The organism is Phaeodactylibacter luteus (assembly GCF_007993045.1).
Classification (GTDB): Bacteria; Bacteroidota; Bacteroidia; order Chitinophagales; family Saprospiraceae; genus Phaeodactylibacter; species Phaeodactylibacter luteus.
In genome coordinates this window covers 19,789-38,006 of the sequence record NZ_VOOR01000038.1, presented here as the reverse complement: position 1 = coordinate 38,006, position 18,218 = coordinate 19,789, and the positions used below count along the sequence as shown (strand labels likewise).

Here is an 18,218-nt window from a genome sequence, read left to right as displayed (position 1 = left end):
CCGTTTCACTTGCCGTCATCCATCCTGACCACTTTCGGCCAAAAACGCCCCAATACCTCGACCAGCCCTTCTTGCGCGGCCATTACCTGGTATATGTCTTTGTAGGCAAAAGGCGCTTCATCTAGCCCACCGCCGATAAGGCTCACCCCATGGCCTGCCAAATGCTGTTTTACTGCTTTTGGGCGGATGGACTCTTTGGCTTTCCGCCTGGACAGCTGCCGGCCGGCACCATGAGCGGCAGAAGACAAAGCGCTGGCCTCACCTTTCCCCCTCACGATAAAGCCTGGCGCAGTCATAGAGCCTGGGATGATGCCCAAAACCCCTTTCCCTGCAGGTGTAGCCCCTTTGCGGTGCACTATCCACTCCTGGCCATCAGCCTGTACTTCTTTCCAGGCAAAATTATGATGGTTTTCTATCTTGCCCAGCGGCTCCTCCCCTAGCGCCGTGCTAATGCGCTCGTGTATTTGGCGGTGGCAGGCAGCCGCGTATGTTCCGGCCAGGTTCATCGCCAGCCAGTATTCCTGCCCAGCTTCCGACTCCATATCCAGCCAAGCCAGGTGGGCAGCCTCCCTGGGCAACAGGCATACTTCCCGCGCTATTTGGGTGTAGTGCTGGGCGATGGCAGCCCCCATGCCCCGAGAGCCAGAATGGGACAGCAGCCCCAGGTATTGCCCAGCGGGCACGCCCAGCTGTGTATCCTCTTCCGTAAGCTCTGCCACTCCAAACTCCACAAAATGATTGCCAGAACCGGACGTCCCGATTTGTAGCCGGGCCTTGCCTTGCAAAGACCGTAGCTTTGGGATTTCACAGAACAGGCTGTGGTGCAGTACTTCATCATCCATCGGGCGGTCAAAGGCCGCTTTGCCAAAACGGGTGTTCTCCAAAAGCAGCGACTGCAGCTTCTCCCTGTTCTTTTCTAAAAAGGACGGCGGGAGCGGATAAACTGAAAGCGACATACGGCACCCGATATCCATGCCCACGCCATACGGCATCACTGCATTTTCGGAGGCCCAAACACCGCCTATGGGCAGCCCATAACCATGGTGGGCATCTGGCATAAGCGCCCCTGCCGACACTACGGGCAGGCGCATGGCCAAATCCATCTGCCCTCTGGCACTGAGCGAGATCCCCGCTTCGCCAAAGGCCTTGTAGGGGATGGGCTCGTCTTTTAGCACCTGCTCCACAACAACCGGCAGCCCAGGCTCCAGCTTTTCGGCTACTGTGCCCCATACCTCGTCGGCCCGAAAGCCATCCGGGCTGCGCAGCACCGCCGACAGCTCAGCAAGCACCTCCTCCTTTTGGGCGAACTTACGGTGGCGGCCGGCTTGTTCTAAGGCCAGGCTGACTGCCGGGCCTTTGGGGAACCCCATCTTGATCAGGTCACGGCCTCTCAACTTCAACTTTTTCATGCTGGCAAGTCTGGTATATGGGCAAGGAACTCCTGCCTGTGCACTTTAGTTCCCCGTGCATGGCTTGCAAAAGGCCCGCTGTGCCTATTTTGCTCAACTCTCCCCCTCCATTTTTCGTTACCTTTAGCCTTATAAATGTCTTCGGCCTTGGAAAAACACTCTCTTTTTGAGCTCAACCGCTATCTCAGGCGGGCCATTGCCCTTAATCTGCCAAACGGGGTATGGGTCAGCTGTGAAATCAATCAGCTGGGGCAATCTCGTGGGCATTACTACCTCACCCTTGTGGAGAAAGAAGCAGAAGGGGAAGCGATCATTGCGCAGGCAGAAGCGGTACTGTGGAGCCGGCAACACAAAAAGCTGCAACGGCAGCTGGGCAGAGAACTGCAGCTCGTGCTGCGGGAAGGCACACAAGTCCTGCTCAAAGTACAGGCCGACTTCCACGAGCGCTATGGGCTGAAATACATCATTGAAGAAGTAGACCTCAGCTACACCATCGGGCAGCTTGAGCTCCAAAGGCGCGCGGTAAGGGAACAACTAGAAAAAGAGGGCTTGCTGTACCTGAACAAACAGCTGAAGCTGCCCACAGCGGTTCAGCGCCTGGCCATCGTCAGCGCCGCTACGGCAGCAGGGTATGCCGATTTTATGCAGCAGCTGTCGCAAAATGAGTATGGCTACCGTTTTTCTGCCCGACTGTACAACGCAGCTGTGCAGGGGCAGTACGCTGCGGATGAAATTGCCCGTCAGCTAAAAGCTATTGAGCAAGCAGCCCGTCCGTTTGATGCGGTTGCCCTAGTGCGCGGAGGCGGTGCCCGGCTAGACCTTGCAGCCTTTGATGAGTACAAAGTTTGCAAAGCCATTGCACAATGCCCCTTCCCTGTAATCACAGGGGTAGGGCACGAAACAGATGAGCCCCTCGTAGAGCTCGTGGCACATACCCCTTTGAAAACGCCTACTGCGGCTGCGGCTTTCCTGATAGACCGGAACCTGCAGTTCGAAGCCCATCTGCTCGAGCTCGGACAGGGGCTGCAGCGGCGTGCTATGTCCACGTTGCGGGAAGCCAACCTCGGGCTAGAGCAGCATGCGCAGGCTATCGCCCTTTTGGCCCGGCAAGGGGTGGACAGGCAACAGCAGGCCGTTGGCTTCCTGAGCGCCCAATTCCCTGCTGCCCTGAACCGCCAACTGCAACAACAGTCCACACGGCTCGGGCAGCTGGAACAGCTCTTCGAACTGCTCAGCCCCGAGGCTACGCTCAGGCGGGGCTATACACTTACCCTCCGCAATGGGGCCCCTGTCAGAAAGGCGTCTCAGCTCAAAAGCGGCGACTCCATCACCACCCGATTTATAGACGGAGAACAAAAAAGTACAGTAGAATGAACCTTAGCTACGAAGAAGCCCTGCAAGAGCTACAGGGCATACTGCAAGAACTGCAGGACGGCAAGACCAATATGGACGAGCTTGCTGCGAAAGCTAAAAGGGCCAAAGCCCTCATCACTTATTGCCGGGCCAGGCTCCGAGAAACCGAAGAAGAGCTCGGCGGGCTATTTGAATCCTAAGGAGTGCCCACGGCAAGGCTGCTGCGCTTTGCCGTGGGCCTGCCTCGCTAAGGATACACCTTTTCCATTGCGCCGTTCGCTTCCCGCACCACAAAGGAAGTGTTGAAGCCTGCTGCACGCGCAGCCTGCCAAGCTTGCACCGCCTCTTCCACTGTCCGGAAGCCAGACAAGTACATCACCGTCAGCCCGTCTGACCGGCGCACATCTTCTATTGGCCCCAAGCCCTTGATTGCGCTGCCATCGAACCAGCGCGGGTCTTTGTAGGCTGCCAATTGTACTTTAAAACTGCCTTGCCCTACCCGGCGGGCAGGAGGAGCAATTTCGGGCTCGGCCATAGTGCTGCCCCCTTTAGGGCTAAACCCCTGGTTGACCCCTTCTTCCGTAACGAGGAAAGCCTCCTTATACCCCTTGGCTTTGATGGCAGAAAGCGCTTGATTGGCTTCCGACCGGGAGCTAAATACCCCGACCCGGATTTTGTATTTCCCGCCTTCTACTTTTGAATACACCTGCCCAACCCCTGTCAAGTTGGAAAATGCATCAAGCCCTGGCTGGCTGAGGGCTGCGACCTGTACCGCAAAGCCGCTTACTGTCGGAGCAGCCGGCTCGGTTGGGGCAGTAGGCTCTTCTAATACGCCCGGGCGCGGCATAGTGCCAGGAGGGGGCGGAGACACCGCAGCATCAATCGGCAACATCGCGATACTGCCCAGTATGTCGCCATCCAAACCATCGCTCGTATTGACCGTCCGGCTGATATCCCGGAAACCTGGGCGAGAATAACGGATCAGGTAAGAAGCATTGGGCGCAAGCGCAAGGGTATACTCCCCGTTGGTCCCTGTCATCGACTCCATAGTGGTACTGGTAGCTTGGTTGGTTGCCATAACAGACACCCCGGAGACCGGCATACGGGTCTGATAGCTCGTTACCTGCCCCTGGAATTGTTCCCCCAGCCGGCTAAGCATAATGTCGTGCTCGCGGTTTTGGCGCAAGCCTAGGGTAGAAACCCTGAAAACCGCATCTGTATAGCCATCGGCCCGGATGACCACGTTGCAGTCCAGCCCTTCCACCGCCTGAAAGCTGTAGGTGCCCTGAGCATCAGCCCGGAAAAGCCCTTCCCCACAGTTGATGAAATCTACAGAGGCATAAGGGATAGGCTGCCCATCAGAAGCATTCCGGATATTCAGGACGATGTTGTCGGCTGATTTGAAGACTTTGTAAATATCTTCTGCCCCGCGCCCGCCCGGCCGGTTAGAGACCAGGTAGCCTAAGTTGCGGAAGCTGTCGAAGACAAAGCCGTAGTCATCACGGGGGCTATTGACCAAGTTGCCCAAGTGGAAGATACGTGCCCACCGCCCGTTGGCGGTCTCTGCCCGGAAAATGTCATAACCGCCGAGCCCTTGATGCCAATTGCTGGAAAAGTAGAGCATATTGCCATCAAAGAAAGGGGAGATCTCGTCGCCGGCAGAATTGACGATCGGCCCCAAATTTTCGGGAGCGCTCCAGGTATTGCCCATACGGTAAGACACGTAAATATCGAAGCCCCCGAAGCCGTCTGGCCGGTTGGATGCAAAGTACAGGGTATTCCCATCTGGCGACAAGCTTGGCCAGCCCGTAGAGAAGCCATTGCCGTTGTAGGGGAAAGGCATCTCTTCGGTCCAATCGCCGCCCCGATTGACAGGGGATATGTAAAGGCTGAGCTCCAGCCCACCGGTAGGCACATGCCGGGTCCCATCGATGAAGTTGTTTTTGGTATAAATCACTTCATCCAGTTCTGGCGTAAACGCCACCGGGCCGATATTGACAAAATTTTCCCTTAGAGGGCTACGCTGCGGCACAGCTGCATCTAAGAAACCATTGCCGGAAACCCTAGCACGGTAGAGCTGATTATTCGCTTTGCCCGTCCAGGTAGCGCCAGGCTGCTGCAGGTCGCTCCTCGCAGAAGAGAACATAACCTCTTCCCCATAAAAAGCCAGCCCGAAGTCTGATGCATTGGTATTGATGTACTCATTGCTGACCAGGTAAGGCGAAGAAAGCCCCTGCTGATTGCGGGCGAACGCACAGCTTTGGGCAAAGTGGCTGCCTTTCTCTGCTCCATCTTTATTCGAACGGGCATAAGCGTTAAACCACTGCTCGGCCTTATCATACTGGCCTAGCGCCTTCAGCACCAGCGCGTATTGAAACAGCTCCTCCCCTTGCAGTTTGTGCTCCCGGATGACTTTTTCGAACCAGCTGCGGGCCTCCTCCATCTGATTGAGGTAGCGGTAGGAATCCGCCAGCCGCACCATCGCCTCGTAATTGGCAGGGCGCTTTTCGAGCAGCTCCAGATAAGAGCGTACCGCAAGGTTATAGGCGCCTAATTCATAATCTTTATTTGCCCGGCTAAGCTGGGCTTGCAGGGGGAAGGCCGTTGCGGCCAGCAGGGCCAGAAGGCAGGCACTAAGCAGTGGTTTCATAGTTTTGGTATGTTTTCCAAGTCTTTGGCAACAGCTGGGGGCTGTTGAATTGAGGGTAATCGGTTGTCCGTGGGCTGCGCAGCCCGGTATTTCAAAGGTAAAGAAAATTAAAATATCTGGGAATAGGCCATATCTTAGCCTTATCTACGAGCTTGTCCGGAGCGGTAACGACGGTACTGCGCCTGATGTTGCCCGCCGCCAAAACCATACGCCCTATGAAGTACCCTCTCCTCCTTGCTGCCCTGTTCATGCTTACCCTTTCTGCCACCTGCAACCGGAAGAGCAGCCTGCCGGAAGGCTGCATAGACCCCGATAAGATCAATCCGGAAATGGCCTGCGCCGAAATCTACCAGCCTGTATGCGGCTGCGATGGCAAGACTTACCCAAACGACTGCTATGCCAAAAACAATGGGGTCACTGCTTGGACGGATGGGGCCTGCGGGGAAGAATAAGCGGCCGCTCAACGACAGTGGCAGCAGCTGGGCGCAAACCAGATTGTCGCTTTTTTGGGGCCTGCCCCCTCCGTAAGGATAGGGGCCTGCCCCTGCCTGGCGGCAGGTGCCGCTATGCTGCGGGGCTCGCTGTCCGCTCGGCCCTATCGGGCTTGCCACCCCTTCGCAGCGCTAGGCCGGCTTCATCCTAAAGCCTACAAGATTGAACACTAGCGACATTTTGATTTACGCCCCAGCAGCTCAGCTTAAGAAAGCGTGTTGGGGTTTTGGCCTTCTAGTCGAAAATTAGTGCCTCAAGCCATTTTTTGATTAGACGAGGCCCGAAAACCGGAGCTTAGCCAAGTCCCGCTTTTTATGCACAAAAGCGGGAAGGGTTTTCGGGGCGAAGTATAAGCGAAAAAGTGTCCCGCTGTCCAGCGGGACAGACCGATTACTAAAGCCCCAACACGCTCTAAGACGGGGCCAGGACATGATGTTCAGGGCAGCCCATCTTCAAACCGGTACAACAAGCCCGGCTGCCCCTCAAAAACAATCTGACGCTCCTGTACGAAGCCCAGCTTCTCAAGCACCCGCACCGATGCACGGTTGGCTGCCATCGCCCTCCCGATGATGCGGGCCAGCCCCAGCTCGCCCCGGCCGTACGCCAGACAAGCCGCCGCCGCCTCAGTAGCGAACCCTTGCCCCCAATACCTTCGGAACAGACGGAAGCCCAGGTCAGCCTCCCTTGTTGCAGGGTGCCACTTCAGCCCGCACCAGCCCAAAGGCTCCTGATGGCCCGTCCGGAGGCAGACCGCCCAGCGCCCCATCCCATAGCGCAGGTAGGCCTCAGCCGGGTAAGCCTCCAGAAATGCCCGGGCCGCGGGCAGGCCCCTGAACGGCCCATCGCCCGTGTAGCGCACCACCTCCGGGTCATCGTTCAGGGCTTTGAACCAGGGGGCATCCTGCGGGCATAATTCCCGCAACACCAAGCGGGAAGACTGAATCTTGATGATGCCTTTTTTCATGAAACATTACTTTACAGCCTGATGCTGCGCAATGGGAATAACCCAACTGTGTGCGCACACAAATATTTTTTAAAAAACTAGGCGCTTCTATGGGATTTGTTTAATTTCCTCACATGAAACGAATAAAACCTTTTATTGCTGCCTTATCCTTAGTCTTTTCAGGCTGCGGGGCGCCCCCGCCCCAATCTTCTTCTGATGGCTTTGCCAAGCTGACAGCCGATCAGACCGGCATCTCCTTCTCCAATGACCTTTCGGAAACGGAAGAGCTCAACGTCCTCGCTTATGAATACTTCTACAATGGCGGGGGCGTAGCCGTAGGCGACCTCAACGGAGACGGCCGCCCCGACCTCTACTTCACCGCCAATATGGGGCCCAACCGGCTTTACCTGAACCAAGGGGGGATGAAGTTCGAAGAGGCTACACAGGCAGCAGGGCTGGCAGGCAAGAAAGAAGGATGGAGCACCGGTGTCAGCCTGGCAGACCTCAACGCAGATGGCCGGCTCGACCTGTACCTCTGTTATTCCGGTGACAAGCCTGAACAGCTGAGGAGAAACGAGCTTTACATCAATCAGGGCAACGACGACAGCGGCAGGCCGATGTTCCGGGAGCAGGCTGCCGATTTCGGGCTGGACTTCCCCGGCTACACCAATCATGCTCTTTTCTTTGATTATGACCGGGATGGCGACTTGGACTGCTACCTGCTCAACCACTCCATAGAGGACTTCCAAAGCTTTGATGCCTCTTTTGTAAAAAAACAGGCCGACCCCTTTGCCGGCGACAAGCTGCTGCGCAACGATAACGGCCAATTTACAGACGTCACCGCCGAAGCTGGCATCAAGAGCACCCCCCTTGGCTTTGGGCTTGGCATAGCTGCATCCGATGTGAATGGCGACGGCTGGCCCGACCTCTATGTCTCCAACGATTATATCGAAGAAGATTACCTCTACATTAATCAGCAAGACGGCACATTCAAAGATATGCTCAAGGAGCAGCTGGGCCATATTTCCCATTTTTCTATGGGCTCTGATATTGCCGATATCAACAACGATGCCCTACCTGATATCTTATCCCTTGATATGCTGCCAGAAGACAACCGCCGGCAGAAGCTGCTCTATGGGCCGGATACCTATGAGAAGTACCAATCTATGCTCCGCAATGGTTTTTACCATCAGATCATGCGCAACATGCTCCACCTCAACAACGGGGACGGCACCTACAGCGAGATCGGGCAGCTGGCAGGCATCTCCAACACAGACTGGAGCTGGGCGCCGCTTTGGATCGATGTTGACAACGACGGCTGGAAAGACCTCTTTGTCTCCAATGGCTATCTGCGCGACTATACCAACCGCGATTTTGTAGCTTACTACGCAGATCAGCGCATCAAGGAATCTAGAGGGCTGAAATCCGATGCGCTGATGGACATCATCGCCAAGATGGAATCTACGCAAACGCCCAATTACCTTTTCCACAATCAGGGCGGGCTGGCTTTCTCCGATCAGTCTTCCGGCTGGGGCTTTGGCGAGCCCCTATTGTCCAATGGAGCTGCAGCGGCAGACCTTGACGGGGACGGCGACCTTGACCTTATCCTCAACAACGTCAATACGGCAGCCTGCATTTATGAAAACCGCCTGAAAAGCCGCAGCCAAAACCACCTTCAGATCTTGCTTGAAGGGCAGGCGGGCAACCGCTATGCCATAGGGGCACGGGTCACAGTAGAAGCTGGCGGGAAAACACAGCTGCAAGAGTTTTACCCCAACCGGGGCTTTCAGTCCTCTATGCACCTGCCCTTACATTTCGGCTTAGGCGAAGCTAGGGCTGCCAGCCGCATACGGGTGCAATGGCCCAATGGAAAGGAGACGGTGCTGAAGGATATGCCCGCAGGCCAGCTGATAACCCTTTCCATGGCCGAGGCTAGCCCTGCTGCTCCCCCCGCTCCAAACACTTTACCCCATTTTTCAGAAACCACTCCCCCTCTGGCCTATCGTCATCAGGAAAATGCCGATATCGACTTTAAAGTCCAATCCCTGCTCCCTTGGGGCGTATCCTACAGCGGCCCTTGTGCGGCACAAGCCGACGTCAACGGGGACGGGCGGGAGGACCTCTTCATTGGGGGGGCAAAAAAGCAGCCCGGGGCCATCTTCCTACAACAGCCCGATGGCACCTATGCCTTATCCCCTCAGCCAGCTATAACAGCCGACCTTATCATGGAGGATACCGGTGCCGCCTTCTTCGATGCCGATGGGGATGGTGATGCCGACCTCTACGTGGGCAGCGGCGGCTACCATTACCTGCCCCAAGATCTTGCCCTTCAGGACCGTCTCTACCTCAATGACGGAAAAGGGCGCTTTGAAAAAGCAGCTACTGCCCTGCCCCTCATGCGCAACAGTACCGGAGCTGTAGCCGTTGCAGATTATGACGGGGACGGGGACATAGACGTGTTCTCCGGCGGCCGCCTTATACCAGGCCAATACCCGCTTGCCCCGCGCAGCTACCTGCTGCTCAACGACGGGCAGGGGCAATTCCGGGATGCTACCGAGGAGCTTGCCCCCGGCCTGTACAGCCCGGGCATGGCCACTAGCGCCCAATGGCTAGACCTTAACGGGGACGGTGCCACCGACCTCCTCATCGCTGGCGAATGGATGCCCCTCAAAGCTTTCATCAATCAGGGCGGGAAACTGAGCCTCAGCCCTGACATCCTTGGGCCTGGCACAGAAGGCTGGTGGTGGGCACTGGAAAAAGCGGACCTCGACGGAGATGGGGATGAAGACCTCATCGCCGGCAACCTCGGCACCAATACCCAACTAAAGGTAGGCCCGGACACCCCCGCCCGGGTGTACGTGGGCGATTTTGACGAGAACGGGGCTGTAGACCCCCTTATCGAGCACTACATTCAGGGCAAGCCCTACCCCTTCAACAGCCGGGACAACCTCTTCGGGCAGCTGCCCGGGATGAAGAAGAAATTCCGCGACTACGCATCCTATTCCAATGCTACCATCAGCGACATCCTCAGCCCACAGCAATTGGAAAGCGCTCAGCTATTGGAGAGCCGGATGGGGCATACCGTGGTACTGATCAACGGCGGGCAAGGCCAATGGGACATCCGCCCCTTGCCCGCTGAGGCCCAGATCAGCCCTGTTTTTGCCATCTGCCCTACCGATATCGACGGTGACGGTGACGCCGACCTCATCCTGGGCGGCAACCTTTCTGATACACGGGCCAGTATGGGCCCCTGGGACGGCAACTATGGGCAGGTTTTCCTCAATGATGGCAAAGGAGGGTTCCGCTACCTGCCACAGCGGGAATCCGGCTTCTCTATCATAGGCGATATCCGCGAAATTGTGCCCCTGGGCAACGGGCGCCTCCTTTTCCTGCCCAATAACAGAGCGGCACGGGCTTATGCGCCCGCTTCCCCCAACCTCCAATAACACCCCTGATTAATGAACTTATCCATACTGGACATCAGCATCATCTTCGGCTACCTTGTACTGACTATCCTATTCGGCTTTTGGGTGTCAAGGCGGGCTTCGAAGGATATGCAAGCCTACTTCCTGGGCGGCAACCAAATCAAATGGTACCTCCTTGGCCTTTCCAACGCCTCCGGCATGTTCGACATATCGGGCACGATGTGGACAGTGACCATCCTCTTCGTCTACGGGCTAAAAAGCGCTTGGATACCCTGGCTCTGGCCCGTTTGGAACCAAGTGTTTGTCATGGTCTTCCTGGCGCTATGGCTACGGCGGTCAGGCGTACTAACTGGCGCACAATGGATTACTTTCCGCTTTGGGGACAAGGCTGGTGGGCGGTTGTCCCACATCATCGTCACGGTTTTTGCCATCATCAGCGTATTTGGGTTCATCGCCTATTTTTTTGAGGGCATCGGCAAGTTTGCCATCATCTTTTTCCCTTGGGACCTCAGCGCCGACCTCGGTTTCATGGCGCTCACTTCCGCCCAGTCTTATGCGCTGATCATCATTGCCATCACCACCCTGTACACCATCAAAGGCGGGATGTACAGCGTCGTTGGCACAGAGGTCTTGCAGTTTGTCATCATGTCCATCTCTTGCGCCGTGGTCGGCTTCATCGCCTACACCTCTGTGAGCCAAGAGCAGATAGCAGCAGCAGTGCCCCCTGGTTGGGACGAGCTCTTTTTTGGGTGGGAAATGGGGCTAGACTGGACCGGCTACCTGGACAGCGTGAACCAGCGCATTGCTGAAGATGGGTTTGGGGCCATTGGGCTGTTGCTGATCGCCATGATCTTCAAAGGCATTTTTGCCAGCTTGGCCGGCCCAGTGCCCAGCTATGATATGCAGCGGGTGTTATCTACCCGTACGCCCGCTGAAGCTGCACGCATGAGCGGGCTGACCATATTGGTCCTCTATTTCCCGCGTTACCTGATGATTGCAGGGTTTGCGGTGCTCGCCTTAGTTTACCTGACCCCTGAATTTGAGGCGATGGGGGCCGATATCGACTTCGAGACGGTCCTCCCCCTGGCCATCGACCGGTTCGTCCCTTCCGGATTTCAAGGGCTGCTGCTGGCGGGCCTGTTGGCGGCTTTCATGGGCACCTTTGCAGCCTTCATCAATGCCGCGCCCGCCTACCTGGTCAACGACCTCTACAAAAAGTATATCAACCCTGAAGCGCCTCAAAGAACCTACATCCGCTATAGCTACCTGGCCTCTTTTGCCTTGGTGGCCATAGGGTTGATCGGCGGGTTCTTCGCCCAGAGCATCAACGCCCTAACGCTTTGGATCACCTCTGCCCTTTACGGCGGGTACGCTGCAGCCAATGCGTTGAAGTGGGTGTGGTGGCGGTTCAATGGCTATGGCTATTTTTGGGGCATGATCGGCGGGCTCCTTGGCGCTACCTTTATACCGCCCCTCTTCCCTGATGTGGTCGCCATCTACCTTTTCCCCGTGATTTTTGCCATCTCTGTGGCCGGCTGCCTGCTGGGCACCTTCCTCACGCCCGCTGAACCGGATGAAGTGCTGATGCACTTTTACAAAAAAACCAACCCTTGGGGCTTTTGGGCGCCCATACGGGAAAAAGTCTTGGCTGCAGACCCTGGGTTTGAGCCCAACCAGGACTTCAAACGCGATGCCTTCAACGTGCTTGTCGGCATCATTTGGCAAATGACCCTGGTGGTCATGCCCATGTACCTGCTCATTAAGCAATCGGCAGAGCTGGGCGTGGCTTTCCTTATTTTCCTGCTCACCTCCTGGCTCTTGAAAAAATACTGGTGGGACCCCTTAAAAGACTAGGCTAGGGCAATGGGCCCTTTCAAAACAGACATCAAGCAATCATGCAGATAACAGGCACTTTCCTGGACGAAATCTCCCATGACATCCCCCACCAAAATTGGGGCGAAAAAGAATGGGACCTTGATTTTCAACACATGAAGCGCATGGGGATTGACACCGTCATCCTTATCCGCTCTGGCTACCGGCAATGGCTGGCCTACCCCTCCGCTTACCTCATGAAAACCGAAGGCGCCTACAAGCCCCCCGTAGACCTTGTCCGGCTTTTCCTAGAGCTGTCGGAGCGGCACGGCATGCAATTTTACTTCGGCCTATACGACTCCGGCAAATATTGGTGGGACCAAGGCGATTATGCGCGGGAGGTGGAGCTCAACCTTCATGTCATTGATGAAGTCTGGGCTGCCTATGGCGACGCTCCGGCATTTGGAGGCTGGTACCTCAGCCAGGAGGTCAGCCGCAAAACCGGAGGCATAACCGGTCTGTACCGGAAGCTGGGCATCCACTGCAAAGCCGTGAGCGGAGGGCTCCCGACCCTTATTTCACCCTATATAGACGGCAAAAAAGCCATTCTGGCCAAAGACCCTTCCCTCTCCCGCGAAGATGCGGTAAGCTTGGAGGACCATCAGCGGGAATGGCGGGAGATCTTCGCAGGCATACAAGGAGCTGTGGACATCGTCGCTTTCCAGGATGGCCATGTCGACTACCATGAGCTGGCAGACTACTTCGCCATCAACAAAGCTTTGGCAGATGAATTCGGCATGCAGTGCTGGACCAACGCAGAATCTTTCGACCGAGATATGCCCATCAAGTTTTTGCCCATCAAGTGGGAAAAGCTGCGGCTAAAGCTCGAAGCAGCCCGGGCTGCAGGGCTGGACAAAGCCATCACTTTCGAATTTTCCCACTTCATGAGCCCGCAGTCTGCCTACCCACAGGCAGGCCATCTCTACAACCGTTACCAGGAATACCGCAAAATGCTCGCCTGAAATGACCACAGCAGACCACTACAGCCCTATTTACCGGGACGAACTACTCGGCAAAGTGTTGCCCTTTTGGGAAAAACACAGCCCGGACCCAGAGCATGGCGGCTATTTCACCTGCCTGCTGCGCAATGGCCAAGTTTACGATACCGACAAAATGGTTTGGCTGCAAGCCCGCCAAGTCTGGACTTTTTCTATGCTCTACAACCGCTTGGAGCAAAAACAGGAGTGGCTGGATATGGCAATGCTCGGCGCCGATTTCCTGGAGAAGCACGGCCGGGCGCCCAATGGGGACTGGTACTTTTCCCTCAGCCGGCAGGGGCGGCCGCTGGTACAGCCCTATAATATTTTCTCAGACTGCTTCGCTGCTATGGCCTTCGGGCAATTGTACCTGTCTACGGGGGAAGCGCGCTATGCAGAGACCGCTTCTGCTACCTTCCGGAAAATACTGGAACGGCGTGGCAACCCCAAGGGCATTTACAACAAGGCAGTGCCGGGCGGGCGGGCACTGCAGGGCTTTTCCCTGCCCATGATCTTGTGCAACCTCTGCTTGGAGCTTGAGCCCCTGCTTGAGCCCCAACTCGTTGAGCAGACTATAGACGAGTGCATCCACACCGTGATGGAAGTCTTTTTTGACCCGACAACCGGGCTGGTGCTCGAAAATGTGGAGCCCGGCGGCGGGCTGAGCGATTCTTTCCCCGGGAGGCTCATCAACCCCGGGCACGCCTTAGAAGCCATGCGCTTCATCATCGACCTGGGCGCGAGGAGAGGAGATGCCAAGCTCTGCAGAAAAGCCGGGCAGCGCATACTCCATATGCTCGACTTTGGCTGGGACACCACCTATGGGGGGCTGTACTACTTCCTGGACCGCAAAGGCTATCCGCCCGAACAGCTGGAGTGGGACCAAAAACTATGGTGGGTGCACTTAGAAGCCCTGGAAGCCGTTTTAAAAGCCTATGTACAGACCAAAGACAGCCGGCTGGCGGATTGGTTCCTCAAGCTGCACCACTATTCCTGGCCGCGGTTTTCAGAACCTGAGTACGGAGAATGGTATGGCTACCTAAAGAGGGAAGGCACACCGCTGCACACCGCCAAAGGCGGGAAATGGAAGGGCTGCTTTCATGTGCCCCGTGCATTGTGGGGCTGCTGGCAGGCCTTGGAAGCGCTCCGCACATCTTAGGCATGAACCAAACTGTCGCAGGTGTTTATGCTTTTCGGGCTCTAGTGCCTCAAGTCATAAATCCTTGCCACCCCAAGTTTTGTTCTTTTCCGCCTACTCTTCGTTAAAGAACCGCTCCTTTAGCTCGGGCTAAAGTCGCGAACCTTCGCCTTGATTAGCCGGAAAATAACCTCAACTTAAGTATCATAGATTTATGGCTTAAGGCACTTGCCTGGCATTGGCCTAGCGCTGCGCAGGGGTGGCCGAAGGCCAGACCCGACGCCTGCAGGGCGAGGGGCCGAGCGGACAGCGAGCCCCGGAGCATAGCGGCACCTGCCCGGAGGCAGGGGCAGGCCCATCCCAAAAAAACGACAATCTGGTTTGCGCCCCACATCTTAGCGTTTATCTGGAGTCCATTCCCATTGCCAATCCAACGCTTGATGCCCGCCTGCCAGCAATGCCATTCGATATAAACCCTAGATTTTCAAAATAAAACCACTCCAAACAAGCCCTAAACTTCTCAAAATCCACCTTATGCTCAACACCCGGCTGCATTTCCTCTTGCTCTTGCCCGTCCTGCACCTCTTTATCCACAGCTGTGCGCCCGCTCCAGAAACAGCACCTGGCCCTCCGCCCGTCCGGGGTTTCTGGCTGACCAATGTTGACAGTGACGCCATGGACAGCCGGGAAGGGCTGCAGGAAGTAGTCAGGCTATGCGAAAAATGGGGGTTCAACACGATATATACCTGTACTTGGAACCGGGGGTACACCCTCTACCCCAGCCCATTGATGGACAGCCTCTTTGGAAAGCCCATCGACCCCCGTTTTGCAGGCCGCGACCCCCTGCAAGAGCTCATTGAGCTCGCCCGGCCCAAGGGTATCCGGGTCATTGCCTGGCTCGAATTCGGATTTGCCAGTTCTTATGAAGAGCCCGATGGGGGCCACCTGTTGCGTGCCCGCCCCAAATGGGCGGCCAGGGACACTGCAGGGGCCATCGTCTCCAAAAACGGTTTCCAATGGATGAACGCCTTCGACCCAGAAGTGCAAAGCTTTATCCGGCAGCTGGCACTAGAAGTAGCCCGCAGGTATGATATAGACGGCATACAGGGGGACGACCGCCTGCCGGCCCTGCCCTCAACAGCAGGCTACGACAGCCTGACAGTGGCCCTTTACCAGGCCGCACACAAAGGGCTATCTCCGCCTGCCAACCCAAAGGATACCGCTTGGGTGGCCTGGCGGGCCGGTTTGCTGAACCAGTTTATGGGCACGCTCTCCGATGCGCTCCAAGCGGAGTCGCCCGGCCTTGTGCGCTCCTTCTCCCCCAGTATTTACCCCTGGAGCAAATACGAATACCTTCAGGACTGGCCTACATGGGTCAGGAACGGATGGGCAGATGAGATCATACCGCAGGTCTACCGCTACGACTTCCCTGCCTACAAAAAAGCACTTTTAGACATTACCCAAGAGCAGCTTGCCCCAGAGGGCAAAGCCCTGCTTGCACCAGGCATACTGCTCAAAGTTGGCGAATATGTAGCCCCGGACACCCTGCTGCAGCAAATGGTCGGCCTCAACCGGCAGGAAGGCATCCAAGGCGAAGTATTTTTCTTTTACGAAGGCCTCAGGGAACGCCCAGCCTTCTTCGAGCAGCTCTACTGACCACGCAGCCAACGGCCAGACATATCTACCGGGGCGTGTTCAAAAGGCTTTAGCAGCTCGTCGGCCAGCACAGCCCACTGCGCCCGGGTAAGGTTGTGCGCTGGGGGCAAAACGCCCAACCCGGCCTTTTCTGCCAACTGCTGCAGATAAGCTACCCGCCCTTCTCCATCTTCGGGCCAGCCCAGCGGGGCCTGCCAATGAGCAGAAAGCCCATCCAGCCATTGGACAGCAGCCCTGAGCGAGACTGGGCCTTGTGCTGTGCCAGTTGGAGCTGGAGCGCCCACCTCTTCAAACGCGGCCAGCAGAGCGGCCGTCTGTAGGGCAGAATCAGGAAAGATCCAGGTCCGGTTAGCCCATTTATAAGGCTCCCCCTCTCCAAGGAGGAGGCCTGCAGCAGCAGCCCGCTGCACCGCCTGGAAATGTGGGCTGCCCGCAGGCAGGTCGTAAAAAGGCAGCAGATACCCCCCCGCATCTAATACAGCTTGCTGTACCAACCGCACAGGCAGCTCTGAAGGGGCGATGCCCTGGGCAGCGGACAGTGCAGCCATAAGCCCCGCTACCTGCCCGGCTTGCAGGATGACCGGCTGCAGCCGGGTGGAGCCGTTGGCCACGTTCGTCACGCTTATGGCTTTATCCGCTATCAGCAGCCAAGGCACATCGCTAGGGACGAGGCTGCCAGCCGGTATGCTAAAGGAAGGGACAGGGGGGAACTCCATGGCAGGCGCTACCGGGTTTTTATCGTGGTGATGGTCTACCGGGTAGTCCCCTACCGCGATGGCAGCACGGTAAAGGGGCAGCGGGGCAGTGTAGGGGTTGAGCATATGCTGGAGGCCCACCCGTGCGAGGCCGTGCACACGCCGCCCTTCTCGATGGTAAGGCATGAGGGCCATGCGGTCTTCGGAAGGGAACTCGTCGTCTGCAAGCCCTAAATGGGTATAGCCCAGCTCCTGCTGCAGATAATAGACAAAGCGCCGGGTCTGGTCTTTGGCCCGTTCATAGGCCAACATGCGCTGGGCATCTGTCTGCCCGACCGGGTTGTAATAATAATCGTTGCCCTCTATCGGCCAGTTGATCATATATTTCCCATTGGGCAGCTTGCCGTAATCCAACATCTGCTGGCAGGCCAATTTCCCGGGCTCCGCGCACCGGTCTTCACAAATACAGAAAAACTCGGCGGCCTCGTAGGCGGGCGGCTCCTGCAGCAAGGGGGCTTGGCCTGGCCCGTAATCTTTCAGGACCGCTACGTAGGTCAGGTCTTGGATGATGGAATTGGGCTTTTGCGGAGCAGGGGCCTCTCCGGTATCCTCCCGGCTGTCCATGCCCAAGTCAAAAGCAGCGCCTACGGCAGCAGCCACATCGCCCAGATCGGTGCCATCGATGAGCACCTTTGCCCTGATGGCTCCCTGGCCTGGGAGCTCAATGGCCCACAAGCCATCTACCCGCTTGATGCTGCCCCATTTTTGCTCCTTGAGCACAGTGAGGTTGGGCTCGCCCCTAGCCATTTTCTCAAAAATAGCCGCCCCTACGTGAGGCTCGAACTGTGTCATGCTGACCCACCCTGTAGCAACAGCTTCAGGCCCGCCATAGTGCTGATAGAGCTCCTGACGGAATTCCCCCCACAGGCCGGCAGGCAAATGGTGATTGCCATCGATTGCGCTCACGCCGGCTGATGTGAGCATACCGCCATGCCAGGGCATGGGGCCCGCCAAAAAGGTTTGGGCGCCAGACCTGGCAGCCTGCAAACCGGCAGCAATCGCCCCTGTGCCCGAACCCAGCACGGCCACATCATACTCCCTTGGTTCATCGGGCTTGGCGCAGCCTGACAATAACCATAAAGCCAACAGGAAAAATAGATTTCGCATCATAGCATAAAGATTTTAAGGTCCTTTCAAAACCAAAAGCGCACAAAACCGCACCCTAATCGGCACAAAAGCGCACTAATACTTACTTTTTTCGGCCCTGCCCATCCGGCTTTAAAAATTGTGTGCGCACACAATTTTGTGCAAATAATTGTGCTAATCTAACAATAATGCATAAATTAGTACCTTGAAAGCAATAATTGATGGCTATACAATACTATAGCCGCATAAAATCTCAAAGCCTGACCCCAGAAAGCCCACCTATTGACCTAAACCGGCACAAAACAGCGAAAAACCAAACTACAACTGCCCTTAGGCCGGCCTGTGAGGATATCATGAATGAGCGACTATATCATCAAACTAAACCTTTTTTCACTAGCTGCCTGATGCGATGTGCCCTTACAAGGGGGAAGTCACTTCAGTCCAGCTAAACCTTATTTCATG

Annotated in this window: 12 protein-coding genes; 8 read left to right on the top strand and 4 right to left on the bottom strand. The window is 56.4% G+C overall.

The features are described 5' to 3' along the window. Nucleotides 1-5: 5 nt before the first annotated feature. The gene (locus FRY97_RS16010) at nucleotides 6-1,409 is read right to left on the bottom strand and encodes an RtcB family protein (protein ID WP_147168569.1); all 1,404 of its coding nucleotides are present in this window, start codon (nucleotides 1,407-1,409) and stop codon (nucleotides 6-8) included. A gap of 147 nt (nucleotides 1,410-1,556) precedes the next feature. On the opposite strand from FRY97_RS16010, the gene xseA reads away from it, so the two are divergent. Both xseA and xseB read left to right on the top strand, forming a co-directional pair. Then, nucleotides 1,557-2,783 carry an exodeoxyribonuclease VII large subunit gene (xseA, locus tag FRY97_RS16005; protein ID WP_170254689.1) on the top strand — a complete coding sequence of 409 codons (1,227 nt, stop codon included), beginning with the start codon at nucleotides 1,557-1,559 and terminating at the stop codon, nucleotides 2,781-2,783. Further along, nucleotides 2,780-2,962: an exodeoxyribonuclease VII small subunit gene (gene xseB, locus FRY97_RS16000; protein ID WP_147168567.1), complete on the top strand. Its 183-nt coding sequence runs from the start codon at nucleotides 2,780-2,782 to the stop codon at nucleotides 2,960-2,962. The genes xseA and xseB overlap by 4 nt, the downstream gene beginning before the upstream one ends. 47 nt (nucleotides 2,963-3,009) lie before the next feature. Here xseB and FRY97_RS15995 read toward each other — a convergent pair whose 3' ends face one another. Continuing rightward, nucleotides 3,010-5,412, bottom strand: a complete 2,403-nt coding sequence (locus FRY97_RS15995) for a carboxypeptidase regulatory-like domain-containing protein (RefSeq protein ID WP_147168566.1) — start codon at nucleotides 5,410-5,412, stop codon at nucleotides 3,010-3,012. A 215-nt stretch (nucleotides 5,413-5,627) separates the two neighbouring features. Here FRY97_RS15995 and FRY97_RS15990 point away from each other — a divergent pair, with 215 nt between their 5' ends. Beyond that, nucleotides 5,628-5,864: a Kazal-type serine protease inhibitor family protein gene (locus tag FRY97_RS15990; protein WP_147168565.1), complete on the top strand. Its 237-nt coding sequence runs from the start codon at nucleotides 5,628-5,630 to the stop codon at nucleotides 5,862-5,864. Between the two features lie 476 nt (nucleotides 5,865-6,340). On the opposite strand, the gene FRY97_RS15985 is transcribed toward FRY97_RS15990, so the two are convergent. Continuing rightward, nucleotides 6,341-6,868: a GNAT family N-acetyltransferase gene (locus FRY97_RS15985; RefSeq protein WP_211356894.1), complete on the bottom strand. Its 528-nt coding sequence runs from the start codon at nucleotides 6,866-6,868 to the stop codon at nucleotides 6,341-6,343. Nucleotides 6,869-6,981: 113 nt separating this feature from the next. On the opposite strand from FRY97_RS15985, the gene FRY97_RS15980 reads away from it, so the two are divergent. From FRY97_RS15980 to FRY97_RS15955, 5 genes are all read left to right on the top strand, one after another. Then, on the top strand, nucleotides 6,982-10,293 hold the full coding sequence (locus FRY97_RS15980) for a VCBS repeat-containing protein (protein WP_147168564.1): 3,312 nt from the start codon (nucleotides 6,982-6,984) through the stop codon (nucleotides 10,291-10,293). Between the two features lie 12 nt (nucleotides 10,294-10,305). After that, the gene (locus FRY97_RS15975) at nucleotides 10,306-12,126 is read left to right on the top strand and encodes a sodium:solute symporter family protein (protein ID WP_147168563.1); all 1,821 of its coding nucleotides are present in this window, start codon (nucleotides 10,306-10,308) and stop codon (nucleotides 12,124-12,126) included. A gap of 41 nt (nucleotides 12,127-12,167) precedes the next feature. Then, nucleotides 12,168-13,106: a DUF4434 domain-containing protein gene (locus FRY97_RS15970; RefSeq protein WP_147168562.1), complete on the top strand. Its 939-nt coding sequence runs from the start codon at nucleotides 12,168-12,170 to the stop codon at nucleotides 13,104-13,106. A 1-nt stretch (nucleotide 13,107) separates the two neighbouring features. Further along, nucleotides 13,108-14,280: an AGE family epimerase/isomerase gene (locus FRY97_RS15965; protein WP_147168561.1), complete on the top strand. Its 1,173-nt coding sequence runs from the start codon at nucleotides 13,108-13,110 to the stop codon at nucleotides 14,278-14,280. Between the two features lie 513 nt (nucleotides 14,281-14,793). Next, nucleotides 14,794-15,915: a glycoside hydrolase family 10 protein gene (locus tag FRY97_RS15955; protein ID WP_147168559.1), complete on the top strand. Its 1,122-nt coding sequence runs from the start codon at nucleotides 14,794-14,796 to the stop codon at nucleotides 15,913-15,915. Here FRY97_RS15955 and FRY97_RS15950 read toward each other — a convergent pair. Beyond that, entirely contained in the window at nucleotides 15,909-17,780 is a 1,872-nt protein-coding gene (locus tag FRY97_RS15950; RefSeq protein ID WP_211356893.1) for an FAD-dependent oxidoreductase, read from the bottom strand. The two genes, FRY97_RS15955 and FRY97_RS15950, sit on opposite strands and share 7 nt — an antisense overlap. Nucleotides 17,781-18,218 lie beyond the last annotated feature (438 nt).

Coding starts and splice junctions, on each gene's coding strand:
- FRY97_RS15965 (WP_147168561.1), top strand. CDS start 13,108: ATGACCACAGCAGACCACTACAGCCCTATTTACCGGGACGAACTACTC.
- FRY97_RS15955 (WP_147168559.1), top strand. CDS start 14,794: ATGCTCAACACCCGGCTGCATTTCCTCTTGCTCTTGCCCGTCCTGCAC.
- FRY97_RS15975 (WP_147168563.1), top strand. CDS start 10,306: ATGAACTTATCCATACTGGACATCAGCATCATCTTCGGCTACCTTGTA.
- FRY97_RS15990 (WP_147168565.1), top strand. CDS start 5,628: ATGAAGTACCCTCTCCTCCTTGCTGCCCTGTTCATGCTTACCCTTTCT.
- FRY97_RS15980 (WP_147168564.1), top strand. CDS start 6,982: ATGAAACGAATAAAACCTTTTATTGCTGCCTTATCCTTAGTCTTTTCA.
- FRY97_RS15985 (WP_211356894.1), bottom strand. CDS start 6,868: ATGAAAAAAGGCATCATCAAGATTCAGTCTTCCCGCTTGGTGTTGCGG.
- xseB (WP_147168567.1), top strand. CDS start 2,780: ATGAACCTTAGCTACGAAGAAGCCCTGCAAGAGCTACAGGGCATACTG.
- FRY97_RS15995 (WP_147168566.1), bottom strand. CDS start 5,412: ATGAAACCACTGCTTAGTGCCTGCCTTCTGGCCCTGCTGGCCGCAACG.
- FRY97_RS15950 (WP_211356893.1), bottom strand. CDS start 17,780: ATGATGCGAAATCTATTTTTCCTGTTGGCTTTATGGTTATTGTCAGGC.
- FRY97_RS16010 (WP_147168569.1), bottom strand. CDS start 1,409: ATGAAAAAGTTGAAGTTGAGAGGCCGTGACCTGATCAAGATGGGGTTC.
- FRY97_RS15970 (WP_147168562.1), top strand. CDS start 12,168: ATGCAGATAACAGGCACTTTCCTGGACGAAATCTCCCATGACATCCCC.